24 protein-coding genes are annotated in these 24,234 nt (G+C 52.5%); 15 read left to right on the top strand and 9 right to left on the bottom strand.

Annotation, left to right across the window (positions count from 1 at the left end; genetic code table 11):
- Positions 1-22: 22 nt before the first annotated feature.
- The gene (locus AC6I77_RS21220) at positions 23-2,095 is read left to right on the top strand and encodes a beta-galactosidase (RefSeq protein ID WP_497817316.1); all 2,073 of its coding nucleotides are present in this window, start codon (positions 23-25) and stop codon (positions 2,093-2,095) included.
- 449 nt (positions 2,096-2,544) lie between these two features.
- Positions 2,545-2,862, top strand: coding sequence for a PTS sugar transporter subunit IIB (locus tag AC6I77_RS21215; RefSeq protein WP_312545842.1), 318 nt, complete (start codon positions 2,545-2,547; stop codon positions 2,860-2,862).
- 105 nt (positions 2,863-2,967) lie between these two features.
- Here the strand turns inward: AC6I77_RS21215 and AC6I77_RS21210 are convergent, their stop codons facing one another.
- Complete coding sequence (locus AC6I77_RS21210; protein WP_003851661.1) at positions 2,968-4,230, bottom strand: maltoporin; 1,263 nt, start codon at positions 4,228-4,230, stop codon at positions 2,968-2,970.
- 266 nt (positions 4,231-4,496) lie between these two features.
- On the opposite strand from AC6I77_RS21210, the gene AC6I77_RS21205 reads away from it, so the two are divergent.
- Both AC6I77_RS21205 and AC6I77_RS21200 read left to right on the top strand, forming a co-directional pair.
- Positions 4,497-5,567, top strand: coding sequence for a LacI family DNA-binding transcriptional regulator (locus AC6I77_RS21205; RefSeq protein ID WP_003851659.1), 1,071 nt, complete (start codon positions 4,497-4,499; stop codon positions 5,565-5,567).
- Between the two features lie 184 nt (positions 5,568-5,751).
- Positions 5,752-6,078, top strand: a complete 327-nt coding sequence (locus AC6I77_RS21200; protein WP_003851658.1) for a hypothetical protein — start codon at positions 5,752-5,754, stop codon at positions 6,076-6,078.
- Between the two features lie 108 nt (positions 6,079-6,186).
- On the opposite strand, the gene AC6I77_RS21195 is transcribed toward AC6I77_RS21200, so the two are convergent.
- Positions 6,187-6,960: a COG4705 family protein gene (locus AC6I77_RS21195; protein ID WP_003851656.1), complete on the bottom strand. Its 774-nt coding sequence runs from the start codon at positions 6,958-6,960 to the stop codon at positions 6,187-6,189.
- Between the two features lie 769 nt (positions 6,961-7,729).
- Here AC6I77_RS21195 and AC6I77_RS21190 point away from each other — a divergent pair.
- Together AC6I77_RS21190 and AC6I77_RS21185 are read left to right on the top strand one after the other, a co-directional pair.
- Positions 7,730-8,977, top strand: coding sequence for a sensor domain-containing diguanylate cyclase (locus tag AC6I77_RS21190; protein WP_033762496.1), 1,248 nt, complete (start codon positions 7,730-7,732; stop codon positions 8,975-8,977).
- Positions 8,978-9,371: 394 nt separating this feature from the next.
- Complete coding sequence (locus tag AC6I77_RS21185) at positions 9,372-10,730, top strand: esterase-like activity of phytase family protein (RefSeq protein WP_497817315.1); 1,359 nt, start codon at positions 9,372-9,374, stop codon at positions 10,728-10,730.
- A 42-nt stretch (positions 10,731-10,772) separates the two neighbouring features.
- Here AC6I77_RS21185 and AC6I77_RS21180 read toward each other — a convergent pair whose 3' ends face one another.
- From AC6I77_RS21180 to AC6I77_RS21160, 5 genes are all read right to left on the bottom strand, one after another.
- A complete protein-coding gene (locus tag AC6I77_RS21180) occupies positions 10,773-11,249 on the bottom strand; it encodes a glutathione peroxidase (protein WP_497817314.1) in 477 nt (158 codons plus the stop codon).
- A 166-nt stretch (positions 11,250-11,415) separates the two neighbouring features.
- Positions 11,416-12,438: an NADP-dependent oxidoreductase gene (locus AC6I77_RS21175; RefSeq protein WP_497817352.1), complete on the bottom strand. Its 1,023-nt coding sequence runs from the start codon at positions 12,436-12,438 to the stop codon at positions 11,416-11,418.
- Entirely contained in the window at positions 12,438-13,259 is an 822-nt protein-coding gene (locus tag AC6I77_RS21170) for an oxidoreductase (protein ID WP_497817313.1), read from the bottom strand. The genes AC6I77_RS21175 and AC6I77_RS21170 overlap by 1 nt, the downstream gene beginning before the upstream one ends.
- 123 nt (positions 13,260-13,382) lie before the next feature.
- Positions 13,383-14,165: an SDR family NAD(P)-dependent oxidoreductase gene (locus AC6I77_RS21165; RefSeq protein WP_497817351.1), complete on the bottom strand. Its 783-nt coding sequence runs from the start codon at positions 14,163-14,165 to the stop codon at positions 13,383-13,385.
- Positions 14,166-14,232: 67 nt separating this feature from the next.
- Positions 14,233-15,324 carry an alkene reductase gene (locus AC6I77_RS21160; RefSeq protein ID WP_497817312.1) on the bottom strand — a complete coding sequence of 364 codons (1,092 nt, stop codon included), beginning with the start codon at positions 15,322-15,324 and terminating at the stop codon, positions 14,233-14,235.
- A gap of 127 nt (positions 15,325-15,451) precedes the next feature.
- On the opposite strand from AC6I77_RS21160, the gene AC6I77_RS21155 reads away from it, so the two are divergent.
- The gene (locus tag AC6I77_RS21155) at positions 15,452-16,000 is read left to right on the top strand and encodes a TetR/AcrR family transcriptional regulator (RefSeq protein WP_105099668.1); all 549 of its coding nucleotides are present in this window, start codon (positions 15,452-15,454) and stop codon (positions 15,998-16,000) included.
- A 175-nt stretch (positions 16,001-16,175) separates the two neighbouring features.
- Here the strand turns inward: AC6I77_RS21155 and AC6I77_RS21150 are convergent, their stop codons facing one another.
- Both AC6I77_RS21150 and AC6I77_RS21145 read right to left on the bottom strand, forming a co-directional pair.
- Positions 16,176-16,976 carry an SDR family oxidoreductase gene (locus AC6I77_RS21150; protein WP_003851631.1) on the bottom strand — a complete coding sequence of 267 codons (801 nt, stop codon included), beginning with the start codon at positions 16,974-16,976 and terminating at the stop codon, positions 16,176-16,178.
- A gap of 435 nt (positions 16,977-17,411) precedes the next feature.
- Positions 17,412-17,885, bottom strand: a complete 474-nt coding sequence (locus AC6I77_RS21145) for an Lrp/AsnC family transcriptional regulator (protein ID WP_003851630.1) — start codon at positions 17,883-17,885, stop codon at positions 17,412-17,414.
- A 161-nt stretch (positions 17,886-18,046) separates the two neighbouring features.
- Between AC6I77_RS21145 and AC6I77_RS21140 the strand changes: the two genes are divergently transcribed.
- The 8 genes from AC6I77_RS21140 to AC6I77_RS21105 all read left to right on the top strand — a co-directional run bounded on the left by AC6I77_RS21140 (position 18,047) and on the right by AC6I77_RS21105 (position 24,133).
- The gene (locus tag AC6I77_RS21140; protein ID WP_003851627.1) at positions 18,047-18,403 is read left to right on the top strand and encodes a Dabb family protein; all 357 of its coding nucleotides are present in this window, start codon (positions 18,047-18,049) and stop codon (positions 18,401-18,403) included.
- Positions 18,404-18,432: 29 nt separating this feature from the next.
- Positions 18,433-18,855, top strand: coding sequence for a DUF2000 domain-containing protein (locus tag AC6I77_RS21135; RefSeq protein WP_003851626.1), 423 nt, complete (start codon positions 18,433-18,435; stop codon positions 18,853-18,855).
- Positions 18,856-18,952: 97 nt separating this feature from the next.
- Complete coding sequence (locus AC6I77_RS21130) at positions 18,953-20,362, top strand: phenylacetate--CoA ligase family protein (protein WP_003851624.1); 1,410 nt, start codon at positions 18,953-18,955, stop codon at positions 20,360-20,362.
- Positions 20,359-21,330 (top strand): branched-chain amino acid transaminase, encoded by a 972-nt coding sequence (locus AC6I77_RS21125; RefSeq protein ID WP_497817311.1) that lies wholly within the window; start codon positions 20,359-20,361, stop codon positions 21,328-21,330. The genes AC6I77_RS21130 and AC6I77_RS21125 overlap by 4 nt, the downstream gene beginning before the upstream one ends.
- Before the next feature lie 21 nt (positions 21,331-21,351).
- On the top strand, positions 21,352-21,939 hold the full coding sequence (locus tag AC6I77_RS21120; protein WP_003851620.1) for a type 2 periplasmic-binding domain-containing protein: 588 nt from the start codon (positions 21,352-21,354) through the stop codon (positions 21,937-21,939).
- A gap of 3 nt (positions 21,940-21,942) precedes the next feature.
- On the top strand, positions 21,943-22,488 hold the full coding sequence (locus AC6I77_RS21115; protein WP_003851618.1) for a carboxymuconolactone decarboxylase family protein: 546 nt from the start codon (positions 21,943-21,945) through the stop codon (positions 22,486-22,488).
- Positions 22,489-22,503: 15 nt separating this feature from the next.
- Positions 22,504-23,475: an ornithine cyclodeaminase family protein gene (locus AC6I77_RS21110; RefSeq protein WP_003851617.1), complete on the top strand. Its 972-nt coding sequence runs from the start codon at positions 22,504-22,506 to the stop codon at positions 23,473-23,475.
- 31 nt (positions 23,476-23,506) lie between these two features.
- A complete protein-coding gene (locus AC6I77_RS21105) occupies positions 23,507-24,133 on the top strand; it encodes a LysE family translocator (RefSeq protein WP_003851614.1) in 627 nt (208 codons plus the stop codon).
- Positions 24,134-24,234: the final 101 nt, after the last annotated feature.

The following is a 24,234-nucleotide window of genomic DNA, read 5'->3' as shown; positions in this document are numbered from 1 at the left end:
TGTCTTCCTCTGAGGAACAGGTATGAATAAATTTCCCCCGCTCAGCGCCCGGGTTAACCGGCTGCTGCATGGTGCTGACTACAATCCGGAACAGTGGGCGCATCAGCCGGGTATCATTAATGACGACGTTGAAATGATGAAGCAGGCGAACTGTAACGTCATGTCGGTGGGTATTTTCAGTTGGGCGAAGCTGGAGCCGGAAGAAGGCCGCTATGAATTTGGCTGGCTGGATGAGGTCATCGACACGCTGTGGCTGCAAGGCATTTCGGTATTTCTTGCAACACCCAGCGGGGCACGTCCGGCCTGGATGTCGCAGGCCTATCCTGAGGTGCTGCGCACAGGGCGCGATCGCGTTCCGGCGTTGCATGGCGGCCGCCATAACCATTGCATGACCTCGCCGGTTTATCGTCAGAAAGTGCAGGCGATGAACAGCAGGCTGGCGGCGCGTTATGCGCACCATCCGGCGGTGATCGGCTGGCACATTTCCAATGAATATGGTGGTGAATGTCACTGCGATCGTTGTCAGGAGGCCTTTCGCGGCTGGCTGCAGCGCCGTTATGAGACGCTGGAGGCGCTGAATCTGGCCTGGTGGAGCGACTTCTGGAGTCACACGTATAGCGACTGGTCACAGATTGTGTCACCTGCGCCACAGGGTGAGATGTCTATTCATGGTCTGAATCTGGACTGGCGGCGGTTTATGACCGATCAGGTGACTGACTTCTGCCGTGAGGAGATTAAACCACTGAAGCAGGCCAATCCCGATCTGCCTGCTACCACCAATTTTATGGAATATTTCTACGACTACGATTACTGGAAGCTGGCACCGGCGCTCGATTTTATCTCGTGGGATAGCTACCCGATGTGGCACAACGAGAAGGATGAGACCACGCTCGCCTGTTATACCGCGATGTATCACGATTTGATGCGCACCCTCAAGCAGGGCAAGCCGTTTGTGCTGATGGAGTCGACGCCGGGTGCGACCAACTGGCAGCCGACCAGCAAGTTAAAGAAGCCGGGTATGCATATTCTCTCTTCACTGCAGGCGGTCGCCCACGGTGCGGACGCGGTGCAATATTTCCAGTGGCGCAAGAGCCGGGGTTCGGTCGAGAAGTTTCATGGCGCAGTCATCGATCATGTCGGTCATCTGGATACGCGCACCGGTCGTGAAGTGAGTGAACTGGGCCGGATGCTGGCCGCTATGACGCCCGTAATGGGCAGCCGGGTCGAGGCGCGTGTTGCCATTATTTTCGACTGGGAAAGTCGCTGGGCGATGGACAACGCTCAGGGGCCGCGCAATCTGGGTCTGCATTACGAGCGCACGGTAAACGAGCATTATCGGGCGTTCTGGGAGCAGGGTGTTGCGGTAGATGTGATTAATGGCGACAGCGATTTCAGTGGTTACGATCTGGTGATTGCACCAATGCTCTATATGGTGCGCGACGGTTTCGCGGCGCGTGCAGAGCAGCATGTTGAACGGGGCGGGCATTTCGTGGCCAGTTACTGGAGTGGCATCGTCAATGAGAGTGACCTTTGTTATCCCGGCGGTTTCCCGGGTCCATTGCGGCCGCTGCTCGGTATCTGGTCAGAAGAGATCGACAGCCTGACCGACGAGGAGTTTAACGGCGTGCGCGGTGTGCGCGGCAATGAACTGGGGTTGAGCGGCCCTTATCAGGCCAGAGAGCTTTGTGAACATATTCATCTGGAGGGTGCGACTGCGCTGGCCAGTTACGAGAGTGATTTTTATGCCGGCACCCCGGCGGTGACGATGAATCGCGTCGGTCAGGGCAAAGCCTGGTATATCGCATCGCGTAACGACCTGTCATTCCATCGGGATTTTTATGGCGCATTGATTAAGCAACTGGGTTTACCGCGTGCACTGGCGGGCGAGTTGCCGCCGGGCGTGGTGGTTCAGCGCCAAACTGACGGTGAGCAGGCGTTTCTGTTTGTGCAGAACTTTACCGCTCAGACGCAGCAGCTGTCGTTGCCCGCCGGGCTGAGTGATTTGGTGGATGGCATGAGTGTTGGGGGATCGCTGACGCTGGGGCCGTGGGGGTGCAGAGTTTTGAGCGGACCTATGGCGCAGGGAGCGGTATAACCGGAGGCAGTAAGCGGTCAGGGGCAAATTTAGTGGCGGTGGCAGGCCGTTTGAGCACAGGCGCAGAGGACCAGCGCCCTGGGCAAAGACACAAAAGATGCCGCCCCTGTCCGCTCAACACAGGCTATTACGCACCTCATTCCTGAGGTGCGTCCGTTACCGCTCCAACGCGTTGCGTTGTTCAGAAACGCTCCCGGCGTTATTCTCCATGGCCCGTGATGCTTTGCTACAGGCACTGGCTCCCATCGCTTATGGTTTTGGCCTTGCCTGTACTAAGGTCTGAATTTAACTGTTTATAGGGAGCCGGTTTTTTAGAGGCTGCTAACAGGATAGATGCAGGAAGCGTGTATATTCAGTGAGCGTTCCCAGGCATGTCCCCCGCGTTTTCATTAATCAGTCGTGAGTGGCGGGCCATTGCCCGCCTTTTTTATTATCTGAAGGAGAACAACATGTTGAGTCTGAAATCGTTTAAGCAATATTTCAGTCGGCAGCCGCTGACGGTGGAAGAGCTTGAGGTAGACAGCGCACTACTGGAGCGTCTGGTGAACTGTTTTGGCGGGCGTGAGAATATTCAGCAGGTTGACGCCTGTTTAACCCGGCTACGGGTAAAAGTAACGTCGCTGAAGGCAGTTGATACGGCGGGATTACAGAAAGCGGGGGCGATTGGCGTGGTGATCCTGGGGCATGAGGTACATGCAATCTTTGGTAAGCAGTCTGACCAGTTGCGTCAGTTGCTGGAAGAACGTTTCTTTAAGCCAGAGCGATAAACCGCTGTAAAAATATGATGCAAAAAAATGGATAACCGTCGCCGGTTATCCAAATAAGCCCCTGCATAAGAGCTTAACAATGATCACAATGAGGAGACTGCTCTGTTACCACCAGGCTTCGACCTGTACGCCGAAGTTCCAGGTGTTGTTACTGGTGTTGTCTTTGAAGCTGTGTCCGTCTTCTGAATCATTCAGGTAAGAAGCAAACAGACGCAGTTCCGGACGAGACATAAATTCGGGACCGGCTGCCAGGCCCAGCGCCAGCGTATATTTCTGTCCCGCCGCTTTATAGTCGCTGCCCACTTTATTCTCATCTTTCTGCCAGAAACTGCCGACTTCGCCGATACCACGGACATACTGTGTAAACTGATACTGTCCACGGCCCACCAGCGACAGCAGCGTACTTTTGCTTGTCTGCGCGGTGATATCATCGGCTGAGCCCCAGGTGAAGACCTGATTCAGGGAGAATTTATCGGTTATCGGCAGCAGGCCGGTATTGATCACGCGATAGCCGGTGGCATTGCTGGTATCGTTCCACATGTCATACCAGCCGCCGCCCTGCGAGATCATGTTTTGTGCCAGGCCTTTGTTGGCATACTGGAACACCAGTTTCTGATAGCCACCCCACATATCCTGACTGATCTCACTGGTGAGCATAACGCCGTTATCCGCGTCATACAGGCCACCATATTCTTTCTGTTTGTTCGTGGTGTTCGGCATGGCGTAGTCAACACCAAACTCGGTCCAGGCACCGCTCCAGGGTTTCCAGCCGGCATAGCGAAGGTCGAGGTAGTTAATGTTGACGTCGTTATCGCCATCCACGCGGTAATCCACATCATTGGCGTCGCCACGAATCCACGCAAACGAGATAGCGCCCGGACCCAGGGTGTAGTTTTCGATACCGGCACCTGAACCGGAAATATTCCAGTATTTGGTATCAATGATATGCAGATCGTGACGCTGGTAGTAGCGTTTGCCGCCCCAGATCACGGCATCTTTGTCTCCCGGCACCAGTCCTTTTATCTGCAGGTTCAGCTGACGTAAACCAAACTGCGCATCATCGCCGAAGGTGGTTTCGTTATCGTTTGAGCCGTCGGAGAACATGCTGACCATGGTGTCGACATAGAAACTCACGTCGTCCTTTTTGTAGACCTCGCTGCCCAGCTCAACCTCGCCATAGGTGTCGGCTTCGTTGCCAAGACGGCCGACCTTGTTTTTTTGATACTCTTCAATACCGCCATCCTGCGATACGCCCACGCCACCACGCAGATAGCCATGGAAATCAATGTTGTCGATAGCGGCATAGAGTGTCGGGGAGGTCAGGGCCGCAGCAAGCGCCACAGCAGCAGTACGTAACCTTGTTTCCATGTTATCCTCAATTTTTATTTGTAATACGTTCACATGACAGCGGCAGTAAACGTCTTTTGTCAGATGAGTGACAAATAAAATCGCGATAATGTGTGACGTACTGCAAATAAAGCGGCGCTATTTGTAACGATTAGTGAATTGGATCACCAAATTTTACTATGTGAAGGTATTACTTTTAATTTTTATTTCCGCAATGTGACTGCGGCAGCCTGGCTGTCACTGCGGCTGTGATACCATGCCGACTTCGGTCATCAGGGATGCGAATTATGAAATCAAAAAATGCCACCTTAGAGGATGTCGCCCGTCATGCTGGCGTGTCGTATCAGACGGTTTCACGGGTTTTGAATAAGTCGGCAAATGTCTCGGAATCAACGCGGCGCAAGGTGGAGCACTCAATTGAGACCCTGCGTTACGTGCCTAACAGACTGGCGCAGCAGCTGGTGGGTAAGCAGAGCACCACGCTTGGTCTGGTGACAACATCGCTCGCCCTGCATGCGCCTTCTCAGGTGGCCGCCGCCGTTAAACGTTATGCCAATGCTGCGGACTATCAGGTACTGATTGCGATGATAGATGAGAACGTCAACCAAAGCCTGCAGGACTGTATCAATGAACTGAAGTCTCAGCGGGTGGATAAAGTCATTATCAACGTCCCGCTGGAGAGTGCTGACGCAGAACAGGTCGTGGAGGAGAATCAGGACATACTCTGTCTGTTCCTGGATGTTGATCCCTACAGTTCGGTGTTTAACGTTTCGTTTAACCCGGCTGACGGCACTCGCGCCAGCGTCAAATATTTGTATGAGCAGGGGCATCGCGAATTCGCGCTGCTGGCCGGGCCTGAGCAGTCGGTCTCTGCCAATCTGCGGTTGAAGAGCTGGCTGGATACGCTGGAAAGTTATCGTCTGAAGCCGGTCAGTGTCAGCCACGGCAATTGGGATGCGCAGAGTGGTTATAACGGTGTATTGCAACTGTTGCGGGAAGCGCCGGAATTCAGCGCGCTGCTCGTGGGCAATGACCAGATGGCGCTGGGTGTGCTGAGCGCACTGCATCAGCGCGGCGTGGCGGTGCCGGGGCAAATTTCGGTGATTGGCTACGACGACACCTATGAAAGCGCCTTCTTCCATCCGGCGTTAACCACGGTATCGCTGGATCTGGATTTACAGGGTAAAGAAGCGGTGTCGCGTCTGTTGTTAGCCAGTGAAGAGGATGATCAGCGTTCCTCTTCCATTCTGCCAGCAAAACTGGTGGTGCGCAGTTCAACCGGTAGCGCCGGGCAGCAGCAGCGGGATTTAAAGCAGATTGCCGAACAGTTGCGGCTGATCGCCAGCCGGCTTGAGTAACCCGACAATTCCTGAAGATAAAAAAGCACAAGAACGCACCGCTGCTATGCTCAGATCAGGATAATTATTCTGAATGTCGGACAGATTGCCCGATTATCTGATGCTGTCGTGACGTGCATTCTGATTCGCGCTAAGGCACTCCGATACATTCAGCCCGATTTCATTGGCTTCAGGGAGTGACATTATGCTGTGGCTCGAACAGGGACTTTACCTTCGGATTGAGGAGTTAGCGCATGGCCCCAGGCCGCTGCCGCTTTCGAGTGGTTTTACGCCCCAGACGGCTTATCGGGCGCTGGGCTGTTTTAACCCCTCCGAAACTTCAGATGCTTACTACATTCTTTCAAATGACCGCGATGAAATATGGTTTATCTGTAATCGTCATCTGAGAACCGTTTTTCTTGATGCCAGTAACACCGCATTTCGGGTAAAGATGCAGGAGCCAGCAGAGAGTCTGCCGGTGCCCTCCGCCGCGCCCGAGGGTCATAACATCTCTTTTGAGCGCTCAGTCTGATTTCGCTGTCTGCGAACCATGACGCACCAGAAATATAAAAGCCGCCATTGCTGGCGGCCCTGATGACATCTGTAAAAGCGTGACCTGTAAGTCTAAGGGTCGCGCTTTTTAATTTTCGGTTGCCGTCTTTATCGCCGGTCGCTGTGGCAGTACGACCATACAGGTGATAATGATCAGTGCCAGCGTCAGCGAGGCACCGTATCGACTCAGCGCCAGTCCACCTGCGGCAAGGGGTTTATCCAGAAAGTCGCCGACAACGGCACCTAAAGGTCGGGTCAGAATAAAGGCTGCCCAGAAAAGCGCTGTGCGGGAAAGTGACGTAAAGCGACTGGCAGCCCAGATAATAGCAAGTGCCCCAACAAACAGCAGGATCCCGCCATCGTAACCCAACCCTTCGGTGTCTGCCGTCCAGTCACCCAATGCTGTGCCCAGTGTTTGAGAGAACATAATGGTGACCCAGTAAAAACACTCCGTGACCCCATTGTTGACTGAGCTTACTGCGACTGTGCCGCAGGTGATTTTCCACAGGAACAGAGAGAGAACCAGTAGTGTGCTCAGTAGCAGCGTGCCCCCTGGATAGCCAATGTTCAGCGAGCGATCGGCAAAGTCTGCCATCGTCGTGCCAACTGTGGTTGTGGCGACCACGGTGAACCAGTAAATCCATTTATTGAAGTTGTGACGGTTAATCTGCACCACCACCGCGACCAGGAAGATGATGGCAAATATCAGTGTCCCGGTCAGATAACCCAGATTCATCGACATGGTCACTGCATCACCACCGGTTTCACCCAGGGTTGTCGCTGCAATTTTGATTAACCAGAAAGCCGCGGTGACGGCCGGAACTTTGCTTAGGGAGTGAGAGGCTGTGTTGTTATTTTGCATGAGGTCGTGCTCCGGAAAAGCCCAACATGGGCTAATATCGCAGCGATTCTATGAGATTAATCTTAAGAAAATGTTAAGCTGAAGGAATGAAAAAGATTTCCCTAACAGGATTTTTAACGTGGCGTGAATCGGGAAGGGCGTTTTGAAATGAGACCTGAATTTCAGATGAAGTGCCCACATCACAATGTAATCACATGTTATTTTTTATCCGGACGGAAAGCTGGTTTTCGTGATTGGATGCGGGTAGCCAGACAGGCGCAAATAAAACTCTCTGACAAACATCCATCTATAAGCAATAAAATTAAAGAATCACAGCGCGCCAGCACAGTGTCTCAGATTACCGTCAATCTCCTGTTGTGAATGCCGTAAGGGCCAGCCAGAGTGACTAATCCCTGTTACAGGAGGAAAGGGACGGCGCTGGCGGCGTAAAGGTTTTCAGATAAGCTGTCCCTCCAGCGTTTCACATCCCTGATATATCAGGGATGTGACTAAAGATTCTGTCCCGATGCGCCGATATACTCAGGCTGATACTTCTGACACTGCATACTGTCATGGACGTTTTGCGCAGACTCATAGGGAAAGGGTGACTCAAAAACGGTAGCCGCAGTGGCGCCGGTTTAAGCCAGTGTTTATGGCGGGTATTTTTGCAATGATAAACCTGTGCCCAGGCCTGTTTTAGATGCAGGCGGGGACTTACGGTTATAATCAGGTGTGTAGCGACGAGTATTGCGCACAGTTAATATCGTCAGCAACATCGGAGTCGGCCACCATGAACACAATGATCAAACCCTCTTTTACCGCTGTTTGGTCTACTGACGCCCAGGGTATCTGCATTACCAGTCAGGCAAGCCCGGCGGGTATGATGCCTGAACTGAAAGGCGTGACGCTGAGTTCATGGCTGAGGCTGGCGCAGGCTGACGACGATGCGAAAGTTGCGCAGAAACTGACTGCAGCGCTGGAAGAACTCACGCCTTTTCATATCGAAGTGCCTATTCACTGTCTGGACGGTAAGACGCGCCGTGTCCTTTTGTCTGGCCTGCCGGATTCCCTGCCCGGGCGATCTCATCTGCAATATAACGGCTTCATTCTTGATGTCACCGGACAGCGTAAAGCGCTGGAGGATGCGCTGCGCACGGCGGCAGAATATCGTCTGTTAATTGAAAACAGCACCGATCTTATTGCCCATTGCGATGCGGAAGGCCGCTACGTGTCGATCTCACCCTCTTATAGCGAAATGATTGGCTGGACCGCCGAAGAGGTGGTGGGCAGGTTAGTACTGGATTTCCTGCATCCCGACGATCATGACGCTGCCACTGAAACACTCTCATGCATCTTTAGCGGGGGAGTATGGCCGGATGTGGTGGAAGTGCGCAAACTGCATCGTGACGGTCACTACATCAATCTGGGCACCAAAGCCTGTGGCGTCACCAATCCTAATACGGGAAAAAACATTGGTGCCGTACTGGTGTCGCGCGACATCACGCGAGACAAAGAGCGGATGCGTGATCTTGAGAAGCTGGCGACCCTGGACACGCTGACCGGCCTGCATAACCGCGCCTGGATCATTGAGAAAGTGGGCGGCATGCTGTCTCAGGTGGAGGATCAGGCCTACACCACAGTGATGTTTATTGATCTTAACGGCTTTAAGGCGGTAAATGATCTGATGGGGCACGCGACGGGCGATGCGCTATTGCAACAGGTGAGTCAACGGCTGCAACGCTGCATGCGTCCCGGAGATTCCGTAGCGCGACTGGGCGGCGATGAGTTTGTCGTGGCAGCAAAGTGTCATAATCGCGAAACCGCATCTGCTATTGCTCAGCGTATTATTGACAGTCTTCAGGCGCCATTTGCTATTAATAATATGGATGTGCGCATCGGCGCAGCGATCGGTATCAGTCTTGCCCGCTTCGGCACGGTATCGGCCAAAATGTTATTCGAAAATGCGGATAAGGCGATGTATCAGGCCAAAGCACGGCGTGATGGTTCTTACCAGTTTTTTGAGTCAGCAGCGCCTTAGCCAATCATCAAGCTGGCGGGAAACGCTCTCTGAATACTCTATTTCTCCTGCTCCGGCGAACAATCAGCTTACGGTGTCATCACAGTGGTCATAACGCCGTCAAGCCTGGCTGATTAATCCCATTCCTGTCAGACACTATGCCCGTCCTGTTATCCGGGAGAAGGCCAGAACGATATCATGCCCGTCGTGTGCTATCGAATCTGCCTGCCGGATTCGCGTCACGGGTATGCTGCCGTGAACGGCTTTCATTGAAGCTATACACTCCTCCCTATCCAGCCACTCTTCTCAACAGTGTAATAATCAAGCTTTTAGCCGTGAATGTTTCCAGGTTATTTCATTTTCCTGTCATTTTCATTCTTCACGCTGTGCGTTTCCCTTCATGGATTTTAGAAATATGAAAATAAAAGCGATATCTCTGGTTACCAGTTGTGTGCTCTCTTTATCCACATTCGCGGCGCAGCCGCAGGTGGAACGCTACATCGTCAGTTTTCCGGAAGGAACGCGTGTCAGTTACAACGGCGCGTTCGCCAGTGCATTTCCTCAGGGGTTGCCAGTGGGCATTGGCTCCGGTTTGTTATTTACAGGCAAGGAAGGGGATGCGCTGACATTTGAAACGGTCACCGATCGCGGACCGAATGCTGATTCGCCTGATGTGGGTAAGAAAGAGTCAAAAATCTTTGTCACGCCAGACTTCGCGCCACTGCTGATGAGAATTCGGGTTCAGAACGGCAAAGCTCAGGCCACGGATGCCCGACCGTTGCATGACAATAAAGGGAGTATTAATGGATTGCCGTTACAGAATGACGTCATCGGGTCAACTAATGAAATCGCGCTAAGCGATACGTTGAAAGTGCTGCATGGCGATAATCGCGGTCTGGATACAGAAGGCATTACGCCCGATGGAAAGGGCGGGTATTGGCTCTGTGATGAATATGGCCCGTTCCTGATTAACGTTGATGAGCGTGGCACTATTCTGGCCATTCACGGACCGCAGGCCGCAGAGGGAGAGAAAGCTCTGGCGGGCGGTCTGCCGAATATTCTCAAATGGCGTCAGCCAAATCGCGGCTTTGAAGGGATCACCCGCATGCCGGATGGGCGCATCATCGCCGCAGTACAAAGCACGCTGGATATTGACGGTAAAAGTAAAAAGCAGGCGCGATTTACGCGTCTGGTGAGCTTTGATCCGGCGACCGGGAAAACCGCGATGTATGGCTACCCCATCGACAGTGGGGTTTACAGTAAAAACAATGACGCAAAAATTGGCGATATTGTGGCGATAGACAATCAGCATATCCTGTTGATTGAGCAAGGCAGCGACAAAAACGACACAATGCGCAACCTTATCTACAAGGTCGATCTCAGCCCGGCTACCGATCTTACAGCCTTTGATAAGCCGGGCGACTATCCGGAATTTAATGACGAGAAAGCGCTGGCGCAGCGCGGTATTAAGCTGGCCGATAAAACCCTGGTGGCCGATTTACGTCAACTCGGCTGGCAGCAGGAGAAGGCTGAAGGACTGGCGCTTATCGACAGGAAAACGCTCGCGATCGCCAATGACAATGACTTCGGCGTGAAAGCGGTCATGCAAAATCCGGTTAAAGGTAAGAAGCGTAAAGATTATCAGGTGACCGGGCAGGGGACGCTCACGATTGATGATAAGCCCGTGGCAACGACCATTGGCCTGAAACCCTTAGAGAAACCTGAATCGGACAGCGAGTTGTGGATTATTACGCTGGCAGAGCCGCTGCAATAAACGCTTTGCTCACTCAGGGCTGCATGCCTTTAATGCAGCCCCTTAAAGGGCAGCAATAATGGCGGCTTCCATTTTCCCGGGCGTGGTGGTTGGGGCAAATCGTTTGATCGGTTTGCCGTCGCGCCCGATAAGGAACTTAGTAAAGTTCCATTTAATACGCCCACCCAGCACGCCGGGCAATTCCTCTTTCAGGTACCGAAAAATCGGATGGGCTGCGGCGCCATTAACCTCTACCTTGCCGAACATCGGGAAACTCGCACCATAGTTGATGTGGCATGTCTGCGCGATCTCGTCGGCTCCGCCGGGCTCCTGTTTACCGAACTGATTGCAGGGGAATCCCAACACCACCAGTCCCTGAGCAGCATACTTTTTATAGAGGTCTGCAAGACCTGCGTATTGGGGCGTGAATCCACAATGGCTGGCGGTATTCACCACCAGAACCACTTTGCCTGCGAAGTCGTTCATTGAGATAAGCTCACCATTGAGGCTGGCGGCCTTAAATTGATAAAAGGGAGACATGTCACCCTCCTCTGAGCAAAACCCGGTATGGGTCAACAGTAGCACAGCACGAACAGCGGAGGGAGATGGTGCCCGGCAGAGAGTGCGCTCACAGACCCGTAATCCTGATGCCAATCTCTGCCGCCAGCGTACAGAATGATCTTTCGCTCCCGATGAGAGTCGGGGGCTATTCCTGCTGAACCTTAACCACAACTTTACCTTTTGCACGCCCTTGTTGAAGCCAGTCAAGCGCCTCCTGAGTTTTAGTGAAAGGGAAAACTCTGTCGATCACCGGCTTAATGTGTTCCGCTTCAATCAGGCTGGCTATATGGCTGAGCTGATTGCCATCGGGACGCACAAAATGAAAGGAATAATGCAGGCCACGTTTTTTTGTAAGCCGCACAATCTTTCGGCTCATCAGGCCCAATATTAGCCGCAGAACGATGTTCAGGTGTCTGGCTCGCGCGAAATCAGCGTCTAAAGGTCCAATCAGAGAGACTATTTTTCCACCGGGTTTTAGGATCTGCGTGGATTTCTCAATGGCATCCCCACGGAGCGTGCCGAGAACAACATCATAATCCTTCAGCACCTGTTCGAATTCCTGTTTTTTATAGTCAACCACTTCATCTGCACCCAGCCGACTGACCCATTCCACATTAGCCGTACTGGTCGTCGTTCCTGTCTTTGCGCCAAGATGTTTCGCCAGTTGAATCGCAAAGCTGCCGATGCCTCCTGAACCTGCCGGAATAAAGACCTTCTGTCCTGGCTGCAGAGAGGTTCTCTCTGTGAATGCCTGCCATGACGTCAGACTCACCATCGGAAGCGAAGCCGCCTGAACGAAATCCAGATTCTTTGGCTTTATTGCGGCGTGACTTTCATGAACCCGCGCATACTCAGCCAGAGAACCCGTACCGGTGTCGAAAATGCTGGCGTAAACCTCATCACCCGGCTTAAAGCGCGTCACGCGACTCCCCGTTGCGACAACCACACCCGCCAGATCGCTGCCGAGCGTAGCGGGCAGCTTAAAATGCAAAACCGGCTTGAACGTTCCCGCAGGGATCATGTTATCGATGGGATTCAGACCTACGGCATACACCTTCACCAGAATGTCTTCAGCGCCGTGAGAAGGATAATCGCTCTCTTCAAACCCCATTTCAGGTGATTTTCCGTAGCGTTTAAACGTAAAAGCTTTCATCGTTCGGGTTTTCATCATTCATTTCTCGCATCAAGCTGAAGGCTGTTTCGCACAACTTTGTCGAGCAATGAAGCGGGCGCAAAACGGCGGATAAAATTGAGTTTTGCAGCCAGCGTTCCTGCTGTATAGCGTACTTTTGGCCGTGCGCTCTGCGCCGCGTTAACCACGACCTCTGCCACCACCTCAGCGCTTTCTGCTGTAGCCATTGCCTTACTGACCACCTTCGTTAACTTAGCCCGAATGAGTTCGTACGCTTCAAGCTTTGCGTCTGGTTCTATATTGTGAGCTTCAAACTGCGTTTTTATGTATGCCGGTTCGATGACGGAGACCCTGATACCCTGTGTGCGCAGTTCATGATCGAGTGCCCCCGAGTATCCCTCTACGGCATGTTTACTGGCGGCATACAGGGCGACATAGGGCAATGGCACGATGCCGAGAATCGAACCGATGTTAATAATGCGCCCACTGCCCTGATGGCGCATGTGGGGCAGCACGACCCGTGTCACTCTTACAATACCCATAAAATTGGTGTCGAAGATCTGCCGCGCCTGCTCAATAGAACTCTCTTCTGCGGCTGCCGGAGAAACCCCGAAGCCCGCGTTGTTCACGAGAAGGTCGATTCGGCCCTCCCGCTGGATTAACGCCTCAATGGCAGCCTTAACCGACGCGTCATCCGTCACATCCAGTGGCAGTAAGGGAAAAGCGTGTTCACCTGCCGCCGGACCACGCCGGCTTGTGCCATAGACCCGATAACCCGCCGCAAGAAGTTTATTAGCAGAGGCTTCGCCAATTCCTGAAGATGCGCCAGTCACAAGTGCTACACGTATTGGTGTCATGATGAGTATGACCTTAAGTTTGCGTTTGGATTTTTCTGCAGGAAAAGAGACGCAGCCGCAGATTAATCATTGGCTTCACTCTCAGCAGAACCCCGATGGAGGGTTCCGCTGAAATGACTTTTATTACAACGTTTTGTAGCGATCTGCTGCTTCATCCTGTCTGATGTCTGACAGCAGCCCCTGACGGGCGGTATCCAGCACATCCCAGCGCTCAGCATGGTGCAAAGGCGGAATCGTCACGAGCTCGCGGCGGTCAAAGCCTGCCAGAGCGGCGTCAACCAGTTCGCTGACTTCCATCATTTTCGGCGCGTTAGTGATGTCGATACCGGCGCGATTCCATATTTCGGTGTAAGTCCCCGCCGGAAGTACCGCCTGGATATAAATCCCTTTTGATGACAGCTCTACGTTCATTCCCTGAGACAGGAACAGAACAAAGGCTTTGGTTGCGCCGTAGACCGTCATAGCAAATTCCGGGGCGAGTCCAACGATTGAACTGATATTGACGATTGAACCTTCTCCGGCGTCGGCAAAACGGGTAGCCGCAACACTGGCAAGTCGCGTCAGGGCGGTTACGTTTAAGGCGATAAGCTTTTCCATGGAATCCGGTGTTTGCTCGGTAAAACTGCCGGACTGAGCGATACCTGCGTTATTGATAAGAATACCTATCCCCGCATCTTCACGCAGGCGCGCTTCTACTGTGGTTAAATCACCCGCTTGAGTCAGATCGGCAGGCAGAACATCCACGGAAATGGTGTGTTCCTCTCGCAGTCGTTTCGCAAGGGCTTCCAGTTTTGTTTTATCGCGAGCAACCAGAACAAGGTCATGTCCACGGCGGGCAAACCGTTCTGCATAGACCGCACCAATACCTGCGGATGCCCCGGTGATAAGAACTGAAGGTTTTTTCATCATTTTATCTTCTTTGTTAGTGGGTAAGAATCGCCGTCGGCGAAGTATGTTAAGCACACCCAGGAATTTATTCGCTGGTATCGTTTAGTGACGGATAATCGGTATAGCCTTGTGCTCCACCGCCATACAGTGTTTCAGGATTGAGAGGGGCCAGAGGCGCGCCCGTTTTTAGTCTTTCGACTAAATCAGGGTTAGAAATGAAGGGGCGGCCGAACGCGAATAAATCGGCTTTATCCTGTGCAAGATGCTCAGATGCCAGTGCCAGGTCATAGCCATTATTAGCGATATAGGTGTTTCTGAAGCGGCGACGCAGCGACGTGTAATCGAACGGCGTTGCATCACGGGGACCGCCCGTTACGCCTTCAACGACGTGCAGATAGGCGATACCTGAAGCATTAAGCTGGTCTGCCACATAGTCATATTGTGGCTGTGGATCGCTGCATGAAATCGCATTGGCGGGAGAGACAGGTGAGATGCGAACGCCCGTACGCTCTGCGCCGATCTCATCTTTGACGGCCTGCACGACTTCCAGCAGCAGGCGCGCACGATTCTCTACAGAACCGCCATATTCATCGGTCCGCTGGTTGGCACCATCCTTCAGGAACTGTTCCAGCAGGTAGCCATTTGCGCCATGTATTTCTACGCCATCAAAACCGGCGGCAATGGCATTAGCCGACGCCTGTCTGAAGTCAGCGACAATCTCGTTTATTTCATGCAGTTCAAGGGCGCGGGGTTCAGAGACGTCAGCGAATCCGTTGTTCACAAAGGTTTTAGTTTCAGCGCGGATGGCCGAGGGTGCGACTGGTGCAGCGCCGCCGGGCTGTAAATCGACGTGTGAAATCCGACCCACGTGCCATAGCTGTACAAATATGCGCCCACCTTTCGCATGCACTGCGTCAGTCACTTTCCGCCAGCCGTCAATCTGCGCCTGGGTGTAGATGCCAGGCGTATCCTGATAGCCCTGCGCCTGCTCAGAAATCTGCGTGGCTTCGGTTATCAGTAATCCTGCCGTGGCACGTTGCGCGTAGTAAGTCGCTGCCAATTCGCCCGGCACCAGTCCTGCTTCGGCCCGGTTACGGGTCAGCGGAGCCATCACTATGCGATTTGCCAGCGTGATGGACCCCAGTTCATAAGTTTGAAATAGCGCGTCATTGGTCATGATCATTCCTCGGTGAAGTAAGGGCAAAAGTAATTTTTTAATGATGATGATCGTAATCATTAATGTCAACTGGTTTGATTATGATCATAATCAATGTATAATCAGGCTCTGTGTCAGGAGGTAAAATATGAAAGTGTCCAAAGAGCAGGTTCGTGAAAACCGGTTGCGGGTCGTTGAAACCGCGTCAGCGCTTTTTCGCGAGCGTGGTTATGATGGAGTAGGCGTTGCAGAACTGATGTCAGCCGCAGGATTAACACATGGCGGGTTTTATAAGCATTTCGGGTCTAAAGCTGATCTGTTAGCCGAAGCGATGCGCTGCGGTTTTGCGCAATCCGCAGAAAAAACCCAGGGTGTGAGTCGCGAAACGTTTATCGAATACTATCTTTCCAGACAGCATCGCGATGATAGAGGAAAGGGATGTGTCATGTCGGCTCTGGGGACTGATGCAGCCCGTCAGTCTGAATCCATTCAGGAGACATTTGCGGCCGGGCTTGAACGGCAACTGTCTATACTGGAATCAGAAAAAGCAACGCGCGCAGAACTGATCAATACCCTTGCGCATCTTGTGGGTGCGATAATGCTTTCGCGGGCCTGTCCGGACAACTCCGGGCTCGCTGATGAAATTCTGGACGTATGCCGGACGCGTTTGCTTACGCCGGATGAAGATGAACATTGAGTCCCTATTTTTCCGCTCCACTGGTATGAAGCCACGGCGCAGTGACGGGAGTGTTCAGCTTGCTGGCGTGTAATTTATAGCAGCGGGCGTGCGAAATCCGGACCTCCTGTTCCGGATTTCGTACTGGCTGATGGATATAAACCCGCCGTCCATCTCCTGCACCAGCGACTCACGGTCACCCGTTGTCGCGAAATCCAGGGTACAGGCTCATACCGCCATCGATAAATAGCGTTGTCCCATGAACGTAGTCAGATAAATCGCTGGCAAGCCATACGACGGCGTTCGCCACGTCTTCAGCTGCACCGATGCGCCCGTAAGGAATGAGTTTCAATAACTCTTTGCCTGCCTCGCCCTGCGTCGCTTCCTCGTTGATGGCCGTGGCAATAGCGCCGGGGGCCACGGAGTTAACGCGTATGCGATCTTCACCCACTTCCTGTGCCAGGCTTTTCATCAGCAAATCAACCCCGCCTTTTGACGCGGCATAGTTGACGTGTCCGGCCCAGGGAATAAGCTGATGAACCGAACTCATATGAATAATTTTTCCCACCGCGCGGCTGAGGTGAGGGCGGTGCTCCTGGCTGCGGAACTGTCGCAACGCAGCGCGCGCGCACAGGAACTGGCCGGTGAGGTTGACGTTAATAACGGTGTTCCAGTCCTCAAGCGTCATCTCAATGGAAGGCGCATCCTTCTGAAGCCCTGAGTTTGCGACCAGGATATCCAGTCTGCCAAATTCAGCAATCGTCTGGTCGAAAAGGTTCTGCACGTCCGCTTCTTTCGATACATCTCCTTTAACTGCGATGGCACGTCCACCGTCTGCACGGATGTTTTCAACCAGTTTCTCTGCCGGTTCCGCCTGACTGTGGTAGTTAACCACCACACAGGCACCTTCTCTGGCGAGAGCTTCAGCACAGGCATAGCCGAGACCTGAGCTGGCGCCGGTGACCAGCGCAACCTGATTTTTGAGAGAAAAGATCATGAGGCTTCCTTAATTCAGTCAGTAATGGGCATCGTTAACCTGGCAGGCATCGTGCAGGATGGAATGGCGTTTGTTCGCTGACACGTTGACGTTCAGGCACTCAAACGCGGCTTAGCGGGTCAGCCGGATGCGATGCCTGGGCCTGAGTCACTGAATTATAGATGCGAAATTTAGGATTAGCAGCGATGACGGGCTTGACTGACGGGATCTTCGTTGCACAGGCTTTGCAGGAGCAGTGCCTGCGGGCAGGAAATGTGGATTCACCCTGGCAGGTTTTCTGGCGGGCAGGTCAATTGACTGCCCGATGCTCAGCTGAGTAACCGGGAGGCAATGCCCTGATGCCGCAGACAGCGGACGCCCGCTTAACCGGCGATGGCCGACCGGCAAAAGGGCCCGGCCTGAAACCGCCATCCTCAGCGAGGCCAGTGTCATCATCTATTCAGGCATTTTCTTAATAGGATAAGTCACGAGTGGTTTGATCTCCTTCAGCACAAACATGCTCTGCATCTCTTTGATGCCGGGTAACCGGCGTACCACGGACATGGCAAAATCGGCGTAGGAGTCGAGATCTGACGCCACCACCTGCAGGAGGAAGTCAGCATCGCCACCGATACTGTAGCAGGCCACCACATCCTCCAGCGCAGTCACTTCCTCTTCAAATTTTCGGGCCTCGGCTTCGCTGTGACTGTCAATGACGACCCGGATGAAAACCATCACGCCCAGACCAATTTTTTTGCGGTCAAGTACAGCACGGTAGCCCTGAATGACTTCATCTTCTTCCAGCTTGCGGACTTTGCGCCAGCACGGCGAGGCTGAAAGGCTTATTTTCTCTGCCAGCACCTGGTTCGTCACGCGCGCATCATCCTGCAGGATTTCAAGTATTTTCATATCTGTCGGGCTAAGGGCCATGCGGGAAAACTCCTTTCTACAGAGAGGCTTTAGAGGGTTATTTTTACCTAATTATCCGCATCGGGTAAATGATATAGGTAACAATTTTCTGCCCCGCTACGGCATAATACATTCATCTTTCTAATGAATATTATCAACGGAACAAGGAATGAACGGATCCTATGTTAATGCACATCGTCATGTTTACGCTGAAAAGTCCGTGGAGTTGGTCATCCCTGGAGACTATTGATGCAGAGAGAGCCACGCGTGCTCACCCGGATCATATTAATGAAATAAAAGGTTGGAGCTGTGGCAGGAATATCACCCGACGCGACATCGCAGCGGATTTTGTCGTAATTGGCCTGTTTGAGAACCGCGAAGATTTGAACGCCTATATTATCCACCCTGACCATCAGAAAGGCGTCGCCAAATGGAAATATATTGCGGACTGGAAGGTGGTTGATATTGAATTTCCCGGCGACTTTACATTAAACCGTGGTTTGCTCTCTGTACTGAATACGCTTTCGCACGCACATTAAGATCCATTCCAGAGAAGTGAGGAATTACGATGAAGTTCGACGCCAGTCAGCATCGCTGTACGATTATTATTGATAAAGATCTCCCGGCCGGTCTTGCCATGAACGCAGCAAGCGTTATCGGAATCAGTTTTGGACGCACGGTCGATAATCTCGTTGGACCTGATATGCAAAGCCTCGATGAAGTCAATTACCCCGGTGTTATTTACGCGCCTCTCCCGGTACTGCTGGCTTCAGGTGATTATCTGCATGAATTACAGGCCAGTGCTGAAAGTGATGATGAGATGTATGTCATGCCATTCAGCGCACTGGCACAGTCGTGTAAAACCTATGAAGAGTATGGCGAAAGAATTTCGTCTGTGAAAAGCGAGAATATTGAGCTGGTCGCCATTGGCATTATCGGGCCTAAAAAGAAGCTGACCCGAATGACAGGGAATCTGCCGCTCTACAAATAAATCATCTTAAAGCGCGTTAAGCAGCCGATCGCATAGCGATCTCACCCTGCATGCCTGCCTGTTTTTATTTTAATTTATCCTGACTAAGGAAGAGAAGATGTACGCTATTTTTAAAGAACGAGTCATCGCGCAGGCGAAGGAGGTTTATTATCTGCATAGCGCCTTCCATGCGGGTAATATCAGCCTGAATGAGCTTGGTCTTCATCAGAATAATAAACTGCGAGAAGTGGTGAAATATGTTGCAGAGCATTCACCCTTTTATCGCGAGCATTTTAAAGGTTTAACGTCTTCCGATATTGAATCATTAACTACCGCTGGTCTCACGTCTCTTCCGTTCACGACTAAAGATGATCTGAGAATGCAAGGCGCAGCGCTGGCATCTGCCCCCCTTCATCAGAGCTGGATTTATTACGAAACGACAGGCACAACGGGGAAGCCGACGCCGTGCCCGCGTAATGAAACCGATTCGGTGCATAATAATACGCCTCTGATTATTCATTACCGTAATATCTTTGAGCAAATTGCGCCCCATCATGTAGTGGGCGTCATGGGGCCAACAGAACTTCATTCGACCGGGGATACCTTCGAGGATGTATTCCGCAGTCTGGGTTACAGCGTCGTCAAAATGTGGCCGCGTTCGCCCGTCGTGGGAATGAAGCGGGTAATGGCATTAATTAATGAACTGCAGATAACCGCACTGGTCTGTACGCCCGCCGTGGCGATTGCTGTAGCGCGTTTCATTAAAGATTCGGGCGGGGACCCATCGGCAACCAGCGTGAAGCTGATTCTTACCGTGGGTGAATTGACCACGCCACCTCTGTTAAGAAACATAGGTGAGATCTGGGGGGCAAAAGTCTATAGCTGTATGTATGCCTCACAGGAGTCTTCTATTCTTGCCGTGTGCGCACAGGATAGTCACCTCTACACCGTCCCGCTGAACAACTACTACGAGATTATCAACCCTTTCAGTGGCGCAGCCTGTGACATCACCACGGGACAGGGGGTAGGTGAGTTAGTCATCACGCATCTCTATAAGGGCCAGAAACCGCTAATCCGTTACCGTACCGGTGACATGGTACGGTCAACCTTGATGCCGGATGGCAGCCAGAAAATTGTGCCGATTGGTCGTGTTCGCGATGTCCTGACGCTCAACGGGCAGGCTTACTGTGCCTGGGACCTTGAAGCCGCGCTTCTTGAAAAACTGGAAGGCTGTCTGGATTACGCTATCCAGATTGACAACCGCGAAGGGAGAGATGTGCTCAACATCACGGTGGAGATGTTTAACCGGCAAGCCGATGTTTCTTCGTTACTCAGCAACGTCAAACGGCATATTGAACAGAACATTGCCGGTGTCAGCATTCACCTGATTGATGGCGAAACCAGTCGCGTAACCGGCACCTCTGCAATGGTGAGCTGGAAAGCGGCACGTATTCATGACCTGCGTCCGGCGGCAGATAACAGCGATCGTGACGCGGCACTTGCGCTGATTAATCGGGGATTTGAATGATGACAATCAGTGACGCTGATAAACGTGATGAAACCCGGTCGCCTCACCATCTATGGAGCTACCTCAACGGCGAGTTTATTACCGCCGATAGCGCGCTGTTACCGGTTACCACCCAGGCCTTAAATTATGGCACCGCTGTGTTCGAAGGTATTCGTGGTTACGCGCATCATGCTGATAACACCGTTAATGTGTTCCGTCTGGACGATCATATTAACCGGCTGATTCAGTCAGCCTTATTACTGCTGATTGATGATCTACCCGAACCTCAGGCGTTAAAGGCGTTAACGCTGGCGCTTCTGAAAAAAAATGATGTCGAAGACGACTGCTATATCCGACCGATAGCATATAAACGTCATCTTTTACCTGGCACCGGATTTGGCGTAAAGCTCTCCGGCGTCAGTAGCGGGCTTTCGGTTAATAGTCTGAATATGCGCGCCTATATAAAGCAGGGGGGGGTGAAGTGCACGGTTTCAGGCTGGCGTCGCATTGCCGATAATTCTATTCCCGCGCGGGCTAAAATTACCGGCAGCTACGTCAATTCGGCTCTGGCAATGGAGGCGGCTCATCGTGGCGGATATGATGACGCCATAATGCTTAACCACCACGGTTACGTTGCCGAAGCGACCACATCCAACGTGTTTATTGTGAAAAACAGGACGCTCATTACTCCGCCGGTTACCGCTCATATTCTGGAGGGTATTACCCGCAGCACCGTCATTGAACTGGCTACAACCTGCCTTGATCTGCGTGTCGAGCAACGGGATATATTGCCTTCAGAACTCCTGACGGCGGACGAATGTTTTTTAACAGGCACGGGCGTCGAAATATCGCCTGTCATTCAGATCGACCATCGCAAGCTGAATAGCATGGATGAGAAAAGTATTTCCCTGTCTGTTAAAGGTCTGTATGAAAAGTTAGTCCGCGGTCAGTTAACTGCCTTTAATCACTGGCTGACCCCTGTCTGTTAATTCATTAATTTAGGTGAAAAGATGCGCCATCATTTTATGGATATGGGCTTAACGCATGTTGTGAATTATCCCATTCATACTTTAGGCCCTTCAGGAACAAGCAGCGAATATGCCTCACAATTTTTCCATCGCTGGATGGGTGATCATTATTCTGACAGCTCTCATACGATTCATCTTGATGACTCCTATGAACTGGCAAGAAAAAATATTGATGAAGAGAACGGGTTATTAATTGTCGCCAATGCGTACCCTAAAATTAACGATTTTTATATGGACACCCGTCTGAAACTCTTAGCAACATTCCTTTATGACACGCCTCTTTATGGGCTGGTTGCTAACAGGGTTTTACCGGACAGGCCTTTGACGGTTGCCTCTCATCCGGCGCCTGTTCCATTGATTGCCGAATTACTCCCGGCCGGATTACGTATTGCAAAGATTGTTGAGATGTCTTCTACCAGCGCGGCAGCACAGGCGGTGGCCTGCGGTGAAGTGGATATTGCGTTAACAACAGAAATTGCCGCCAGACTGCATAACCTTAATTTTATTTCGCGCACCCGCCCGATACATATGCTCTGGTCTGTTTTCGCCTCAACGATTCGTAAAGGATAAAAAATGACAATGTTTAAAATGCACACACTTGAAAGTGCACCCGCTGCCAGCCGCCCTTTGCTGCAAAGCTCCATTGACGGTTTCGGCTGGATTCCCTGGCAAAGTGCGTTCATGGCAGAGTCGCCCGCACTGCTCGCTTCTTACCAGTTCGCCCATGACGCCTTCTCTCAGTGCTCGCTGACAGAAGAGGAGCGGGCCGTTGTCTGGATCACCACAGGGCTGCTCAATCAGTGCGCCTATACGGTTCAGGCGCATAGCTGGATTGCGCAGCATAAAGGTGTATCGGCCGACATCCTGAGCAGGCTGACTGAGCAACCTGAAGCCCTGCCGGCGAAGCTGGCTGCGTTATACCACTTTACCCGCGACGTTGCTCTGGCTCAGGGTCAGATATCGCACAACGCGGTTAAGGCGCTTCTGGCTGCAGGGTACAGCCAGCAAAATGCGCTGGATGTGGTGCTTGGGGTCGCCCAGAAAACCATGTCAACACTGCTTAACAGCATGGCAGATACCCAAATCGAACCGCATTTTCAGACCTTTTCGTCGCGATAACCACGGACATTCACCATGCAATTTATCCATCGTGAGCAGGTTGAGCAGATTTTATCGTCTGCGACATGCCTGCAGTTGAGCCGGGAGGCGTTTACCCTGATGAGCAGGGGCAAAGTTAAACAGACTTTGCGGAGTGTTATCGCTTCTGAGCAGGGTTCCCTGATGGGCACCATGCCCGCTTACATTGAGGATGGCCCCTATGCGGGATTCGGGCTCAAAACAGTCAGAGTCGATTTCAATCATCACAATCAGTCTACGTCCCATGAGGGGTGTATCCTGCTTTACGATGCCACTGATGAGGGCGATATCGTGCTGGTTGATGCCGCGTCTGTGACAGAATTACGCACAGCCGCCGCATCTGCACTGGCTACGGACCTGCTTGCTCACCAGAACGCAAGCCATCTGGCAATCCTGGGAACAGGGGTTCAGGCGCGAAAACATGTTCAGATGATCATGGCCGTTCGTGCAATCACGTATATCTCAGTCTGGGGAAGAAGCCGGGCTGGCGCGGCGCAGTTTGCAGCGTGGTGTCAGCACTATTCCGGGCTGCCCGTTACGGTTGCGGAAACGCCTGCTCAGGCCATCGCTCAGGCGGATATCATTTGTACGGTGACAGCGGCAAAAGCACCGTTTCTTCGCGCCAGCGATCTGCCTGCGCGCTGTCATATCAATGCCGTGGGGGCGTCTGCCCCCGGCTTTCAGGAAGTGGCGCCAGATATCTACACGGCGGTCAATCTGTATTTGGATTCCAGAGAGGCCGTCTGGAACGCCTCCTCCTGCCTACTTAAGGCAAAACAGCAAGGATTATTACTTCAGGACGCTTCAGGCACGGAAATAGGCACCCTGCTGACCTCAGGCGATCGTCCTGACCTCCCTGTGTCACAGAGAACGCTGTTTAAGTCCGTGGGGCTTGCCGTGCAGGATCTGGTTTTTGCCCGGGCTATCGTCGCCGGAAGCCGGTCCGCTATGAACAATACGCTGAAATAACTTTTCGCCCTCTCTTTCGACAGGAATCACTATGTCAGGAACTGCTCAGATACTCTCTTACATGGCTGCATTGGGACTCGCGGCCGCCATTCCGGGGCCGGGGATGACCGCATTAGTCGCCCGTAGCGTCAGTGGCGGTCTGATGACCGGCTTTACGATGCTGGCTGGCCTCATTCTTGGGGATTTGATCTATTTATCGATTGCCGTCTTTGGTCTGGCGGTAATCGCGCACAACTACACCTCCATTTTTACGCTGATTAATTGGGCTGCTTCACTCTATTTATGCGTGCTGGCATGGCAGTTCTGGTGCCACCAGCCGCAGGCGATAAACATCAATCAGAAAGCGACAAAACGGGAACTGGCATCGGCGTGGTTTTCCGGGCTGACGATTACGCTGGGCAATCCGAAGACCATCGCTTTCTATATGGCGATATTACCTCTGGTGATCTCGCTGGATAATGTCTCGTTGCAGATGTGGGGGGGAATGCTGGTGCCACTAACCGTATTTGTCCTGCTCTGTATTGGCGCAGTTTTCATTCTGGCGGCGCTCAGAATACGCCACCTCCTCACCAGCGAAAAAGCGCAACGACGCCTTTTCCGATCGGCCGGTTTCATTATGATGCTGGCCGCGGCAGGCATGGTCATTAAGACGCTGTAAAATCCGGTGGCTCCGCCTGCCGGCAGGGGCGGACTGGCACGTCTGTCCGGGATTGGCGGCAGTTGCGAACCCGACGGTCAGCGGCAGGGGCGGTAAGACGT

The sequence above is a fragment of the Pantoea sp. X-Soil-ISGK-259 genome (assembly GCF_059730705.1).
The sequence above is the reverse complement of the archived record's forward strand: the minus strand, read 5'-3'. Positions and strand labels throughout refer to the sequence as shown.

Coding starts and splice junctions, on each gene's coding strand:
- AC6I77_RS21220 (WP_497817316.1), top strand. CDS start 23: ATGAATAAATTTCCCCCGCTCAGCGCCCGGGTTAACCGGCTGCTGCAT.
- AC6I77_RS21215 (WP_312545842.1), top strand. CDS start 2,545: ATGTTGAGTCTGAAATCGTTTAAGCAATATTTCAGTCGGCAGCCGCTG.
- AC6I77_RS21210 (WP_003851661.1), bottom strand. CDS start 4,230: ATGGAAACAAGGTTACGTACTGCTGCTGTGGCGCTTGCTGCGGCCCTG.
- AC6I77_RS21205 (WP_003851659.1), top strand. CDS start 4,497: ATGAAATCAAAAAATGCCACCTTAGAGGATGTCGCCCGTCATGCTGGC.
- AC6I77_RS21200 (WP_003851658.1), top strand. CDS start 5,752: ATGCTGTGGCTCGAACAGGGACTTTACCTTCGGATTGAGGAGTTAGCG.
- AC6I77_RS21195 (WP_003851656.1), bottom strand. CDS start 6,960: ATGCAAAATAACAACACAGCCTCTCACTCCCTAAGCAAAGTTCCGGCC.
- AC6I77_RS21190 (WP_033762496.1), top strand. CDS start 7,730: ATGAACACAATGATCAAACCCTCTTTTACCGCTGTTTGGTCTACTGAC.
- AC6I77_RS21185 (WP_497817315.1), top strand. CDS start 9,372: ATGAAAATAAAAGCGATATCTCTGGTTACCAGTTGTGTGCTCTCTTTA.
- AC6I77_RS21180 (WP_497817314.1), bottom strand. CDS start 11,249: ATGTCTCCCTTTTATCAATTTAAGGCCGCCAGCCTCAATGGTGAGCTT.
- AC6I77_RS21175 (WP_497817352.1), bottom strand. CDS start 12,438: ATGAAAACCCGAACGATGAAAGCTTTTACGTTTAAACGCTACGGAAAA.
- AC6I77_RS21170 (WP_497817313.1), bottom strand. CDS start 13,259: ATGACACCAATACGTGTAGCACTTGTGACTGGCGCATCTTCAGGAATT.
- AC6I77_RS21165 (WP_497817351.1), bottom strand. CDS start 14,165: ATGAAAAAACCTTCAGTTCTTATCACCGGGGCATCCGCAGGTATTGGT.
- AC6I77_RS21160 (WP_497817312.1), bottom strand. CDS start 15,324: ATGACCAATGACGCGCTATTTCAAACTTATGAACTGGGGTCCATCACG.
- AC6I77_RS21155 (WP_105099668.1), top strand. CDS start 15,452: ATGAAAGTGTCCAAAGAGCAGGTTCGTGAAAACCGGTTGCGGGTCGTT.
- AC6I77_RS21150 (WP_003851631.1), bottom strand. CDS start 16,976: ATGATCTTTTCTCTCAAAAATCAGGTTGCGCTGGTCACCGGCGCCAGC.
- AC6I77_RS21145 (WP_003851630.1), bottom strand. CDS start 17,885: ATGGCCCTTAGCCCGACAGATATGAAAATACTTGAAATCCTGCAGGAT.
- AC6I77_RS21140 (WP_003851627.1), top strand. CDS start 18,047: ATGTTAATGCACATCGTCATGTTTACGCTGAAAAGTCCGTGGAGTTGG.
- AC6I77_RS21135 (WP_003851626.1), top strand. CDS start 18,433: ATGAAGTTCGACGCCAGTCAGCATCGCTGTACGATTATTATTGATAAA.
- AC6I77_RS21130 (WP_003851624.1), top strand. CDS start 18,953: ATGTACGCTATTTTTAAAGAACGAGTCATCGCGCAGGCGAAGGAGGTT.
- AC6I77_RS21125 (WP_497817311.1), top strand. CDS start 20,359: ATGATGACAATCAGTGACGCTGATAAACGTGATGAAACCCGGTCGCCT.
- AC6I77_RS21120 (WP_003851620.1), top strand. CDS start 21,352: ATGCGCCATCATTTTATGGATATGGGCTTAACGCATGTTGTGAATTAT.
- AC6I77_RS21115 (WP_003851618.1), top strand. CDS start 21,943: ATGACAATGTTTAAAATGCACACACTTGAAAGTGCACCCGCTGCCAGC.
- AC6I77_RS21110 (WP_003851617.1), top strand. CDS start 22,504: ATGCAATTTATCCATCGTGAGCAGGTTGAGCAGATTTTATCGTCTGCG.
- AC6I77_RS21105 (WP_003851614.1), top strand. CDS start 23,507: ATGTCAGGAACTGCTCAGATACTCTCTTACATGGCTGCATTGGGACTC.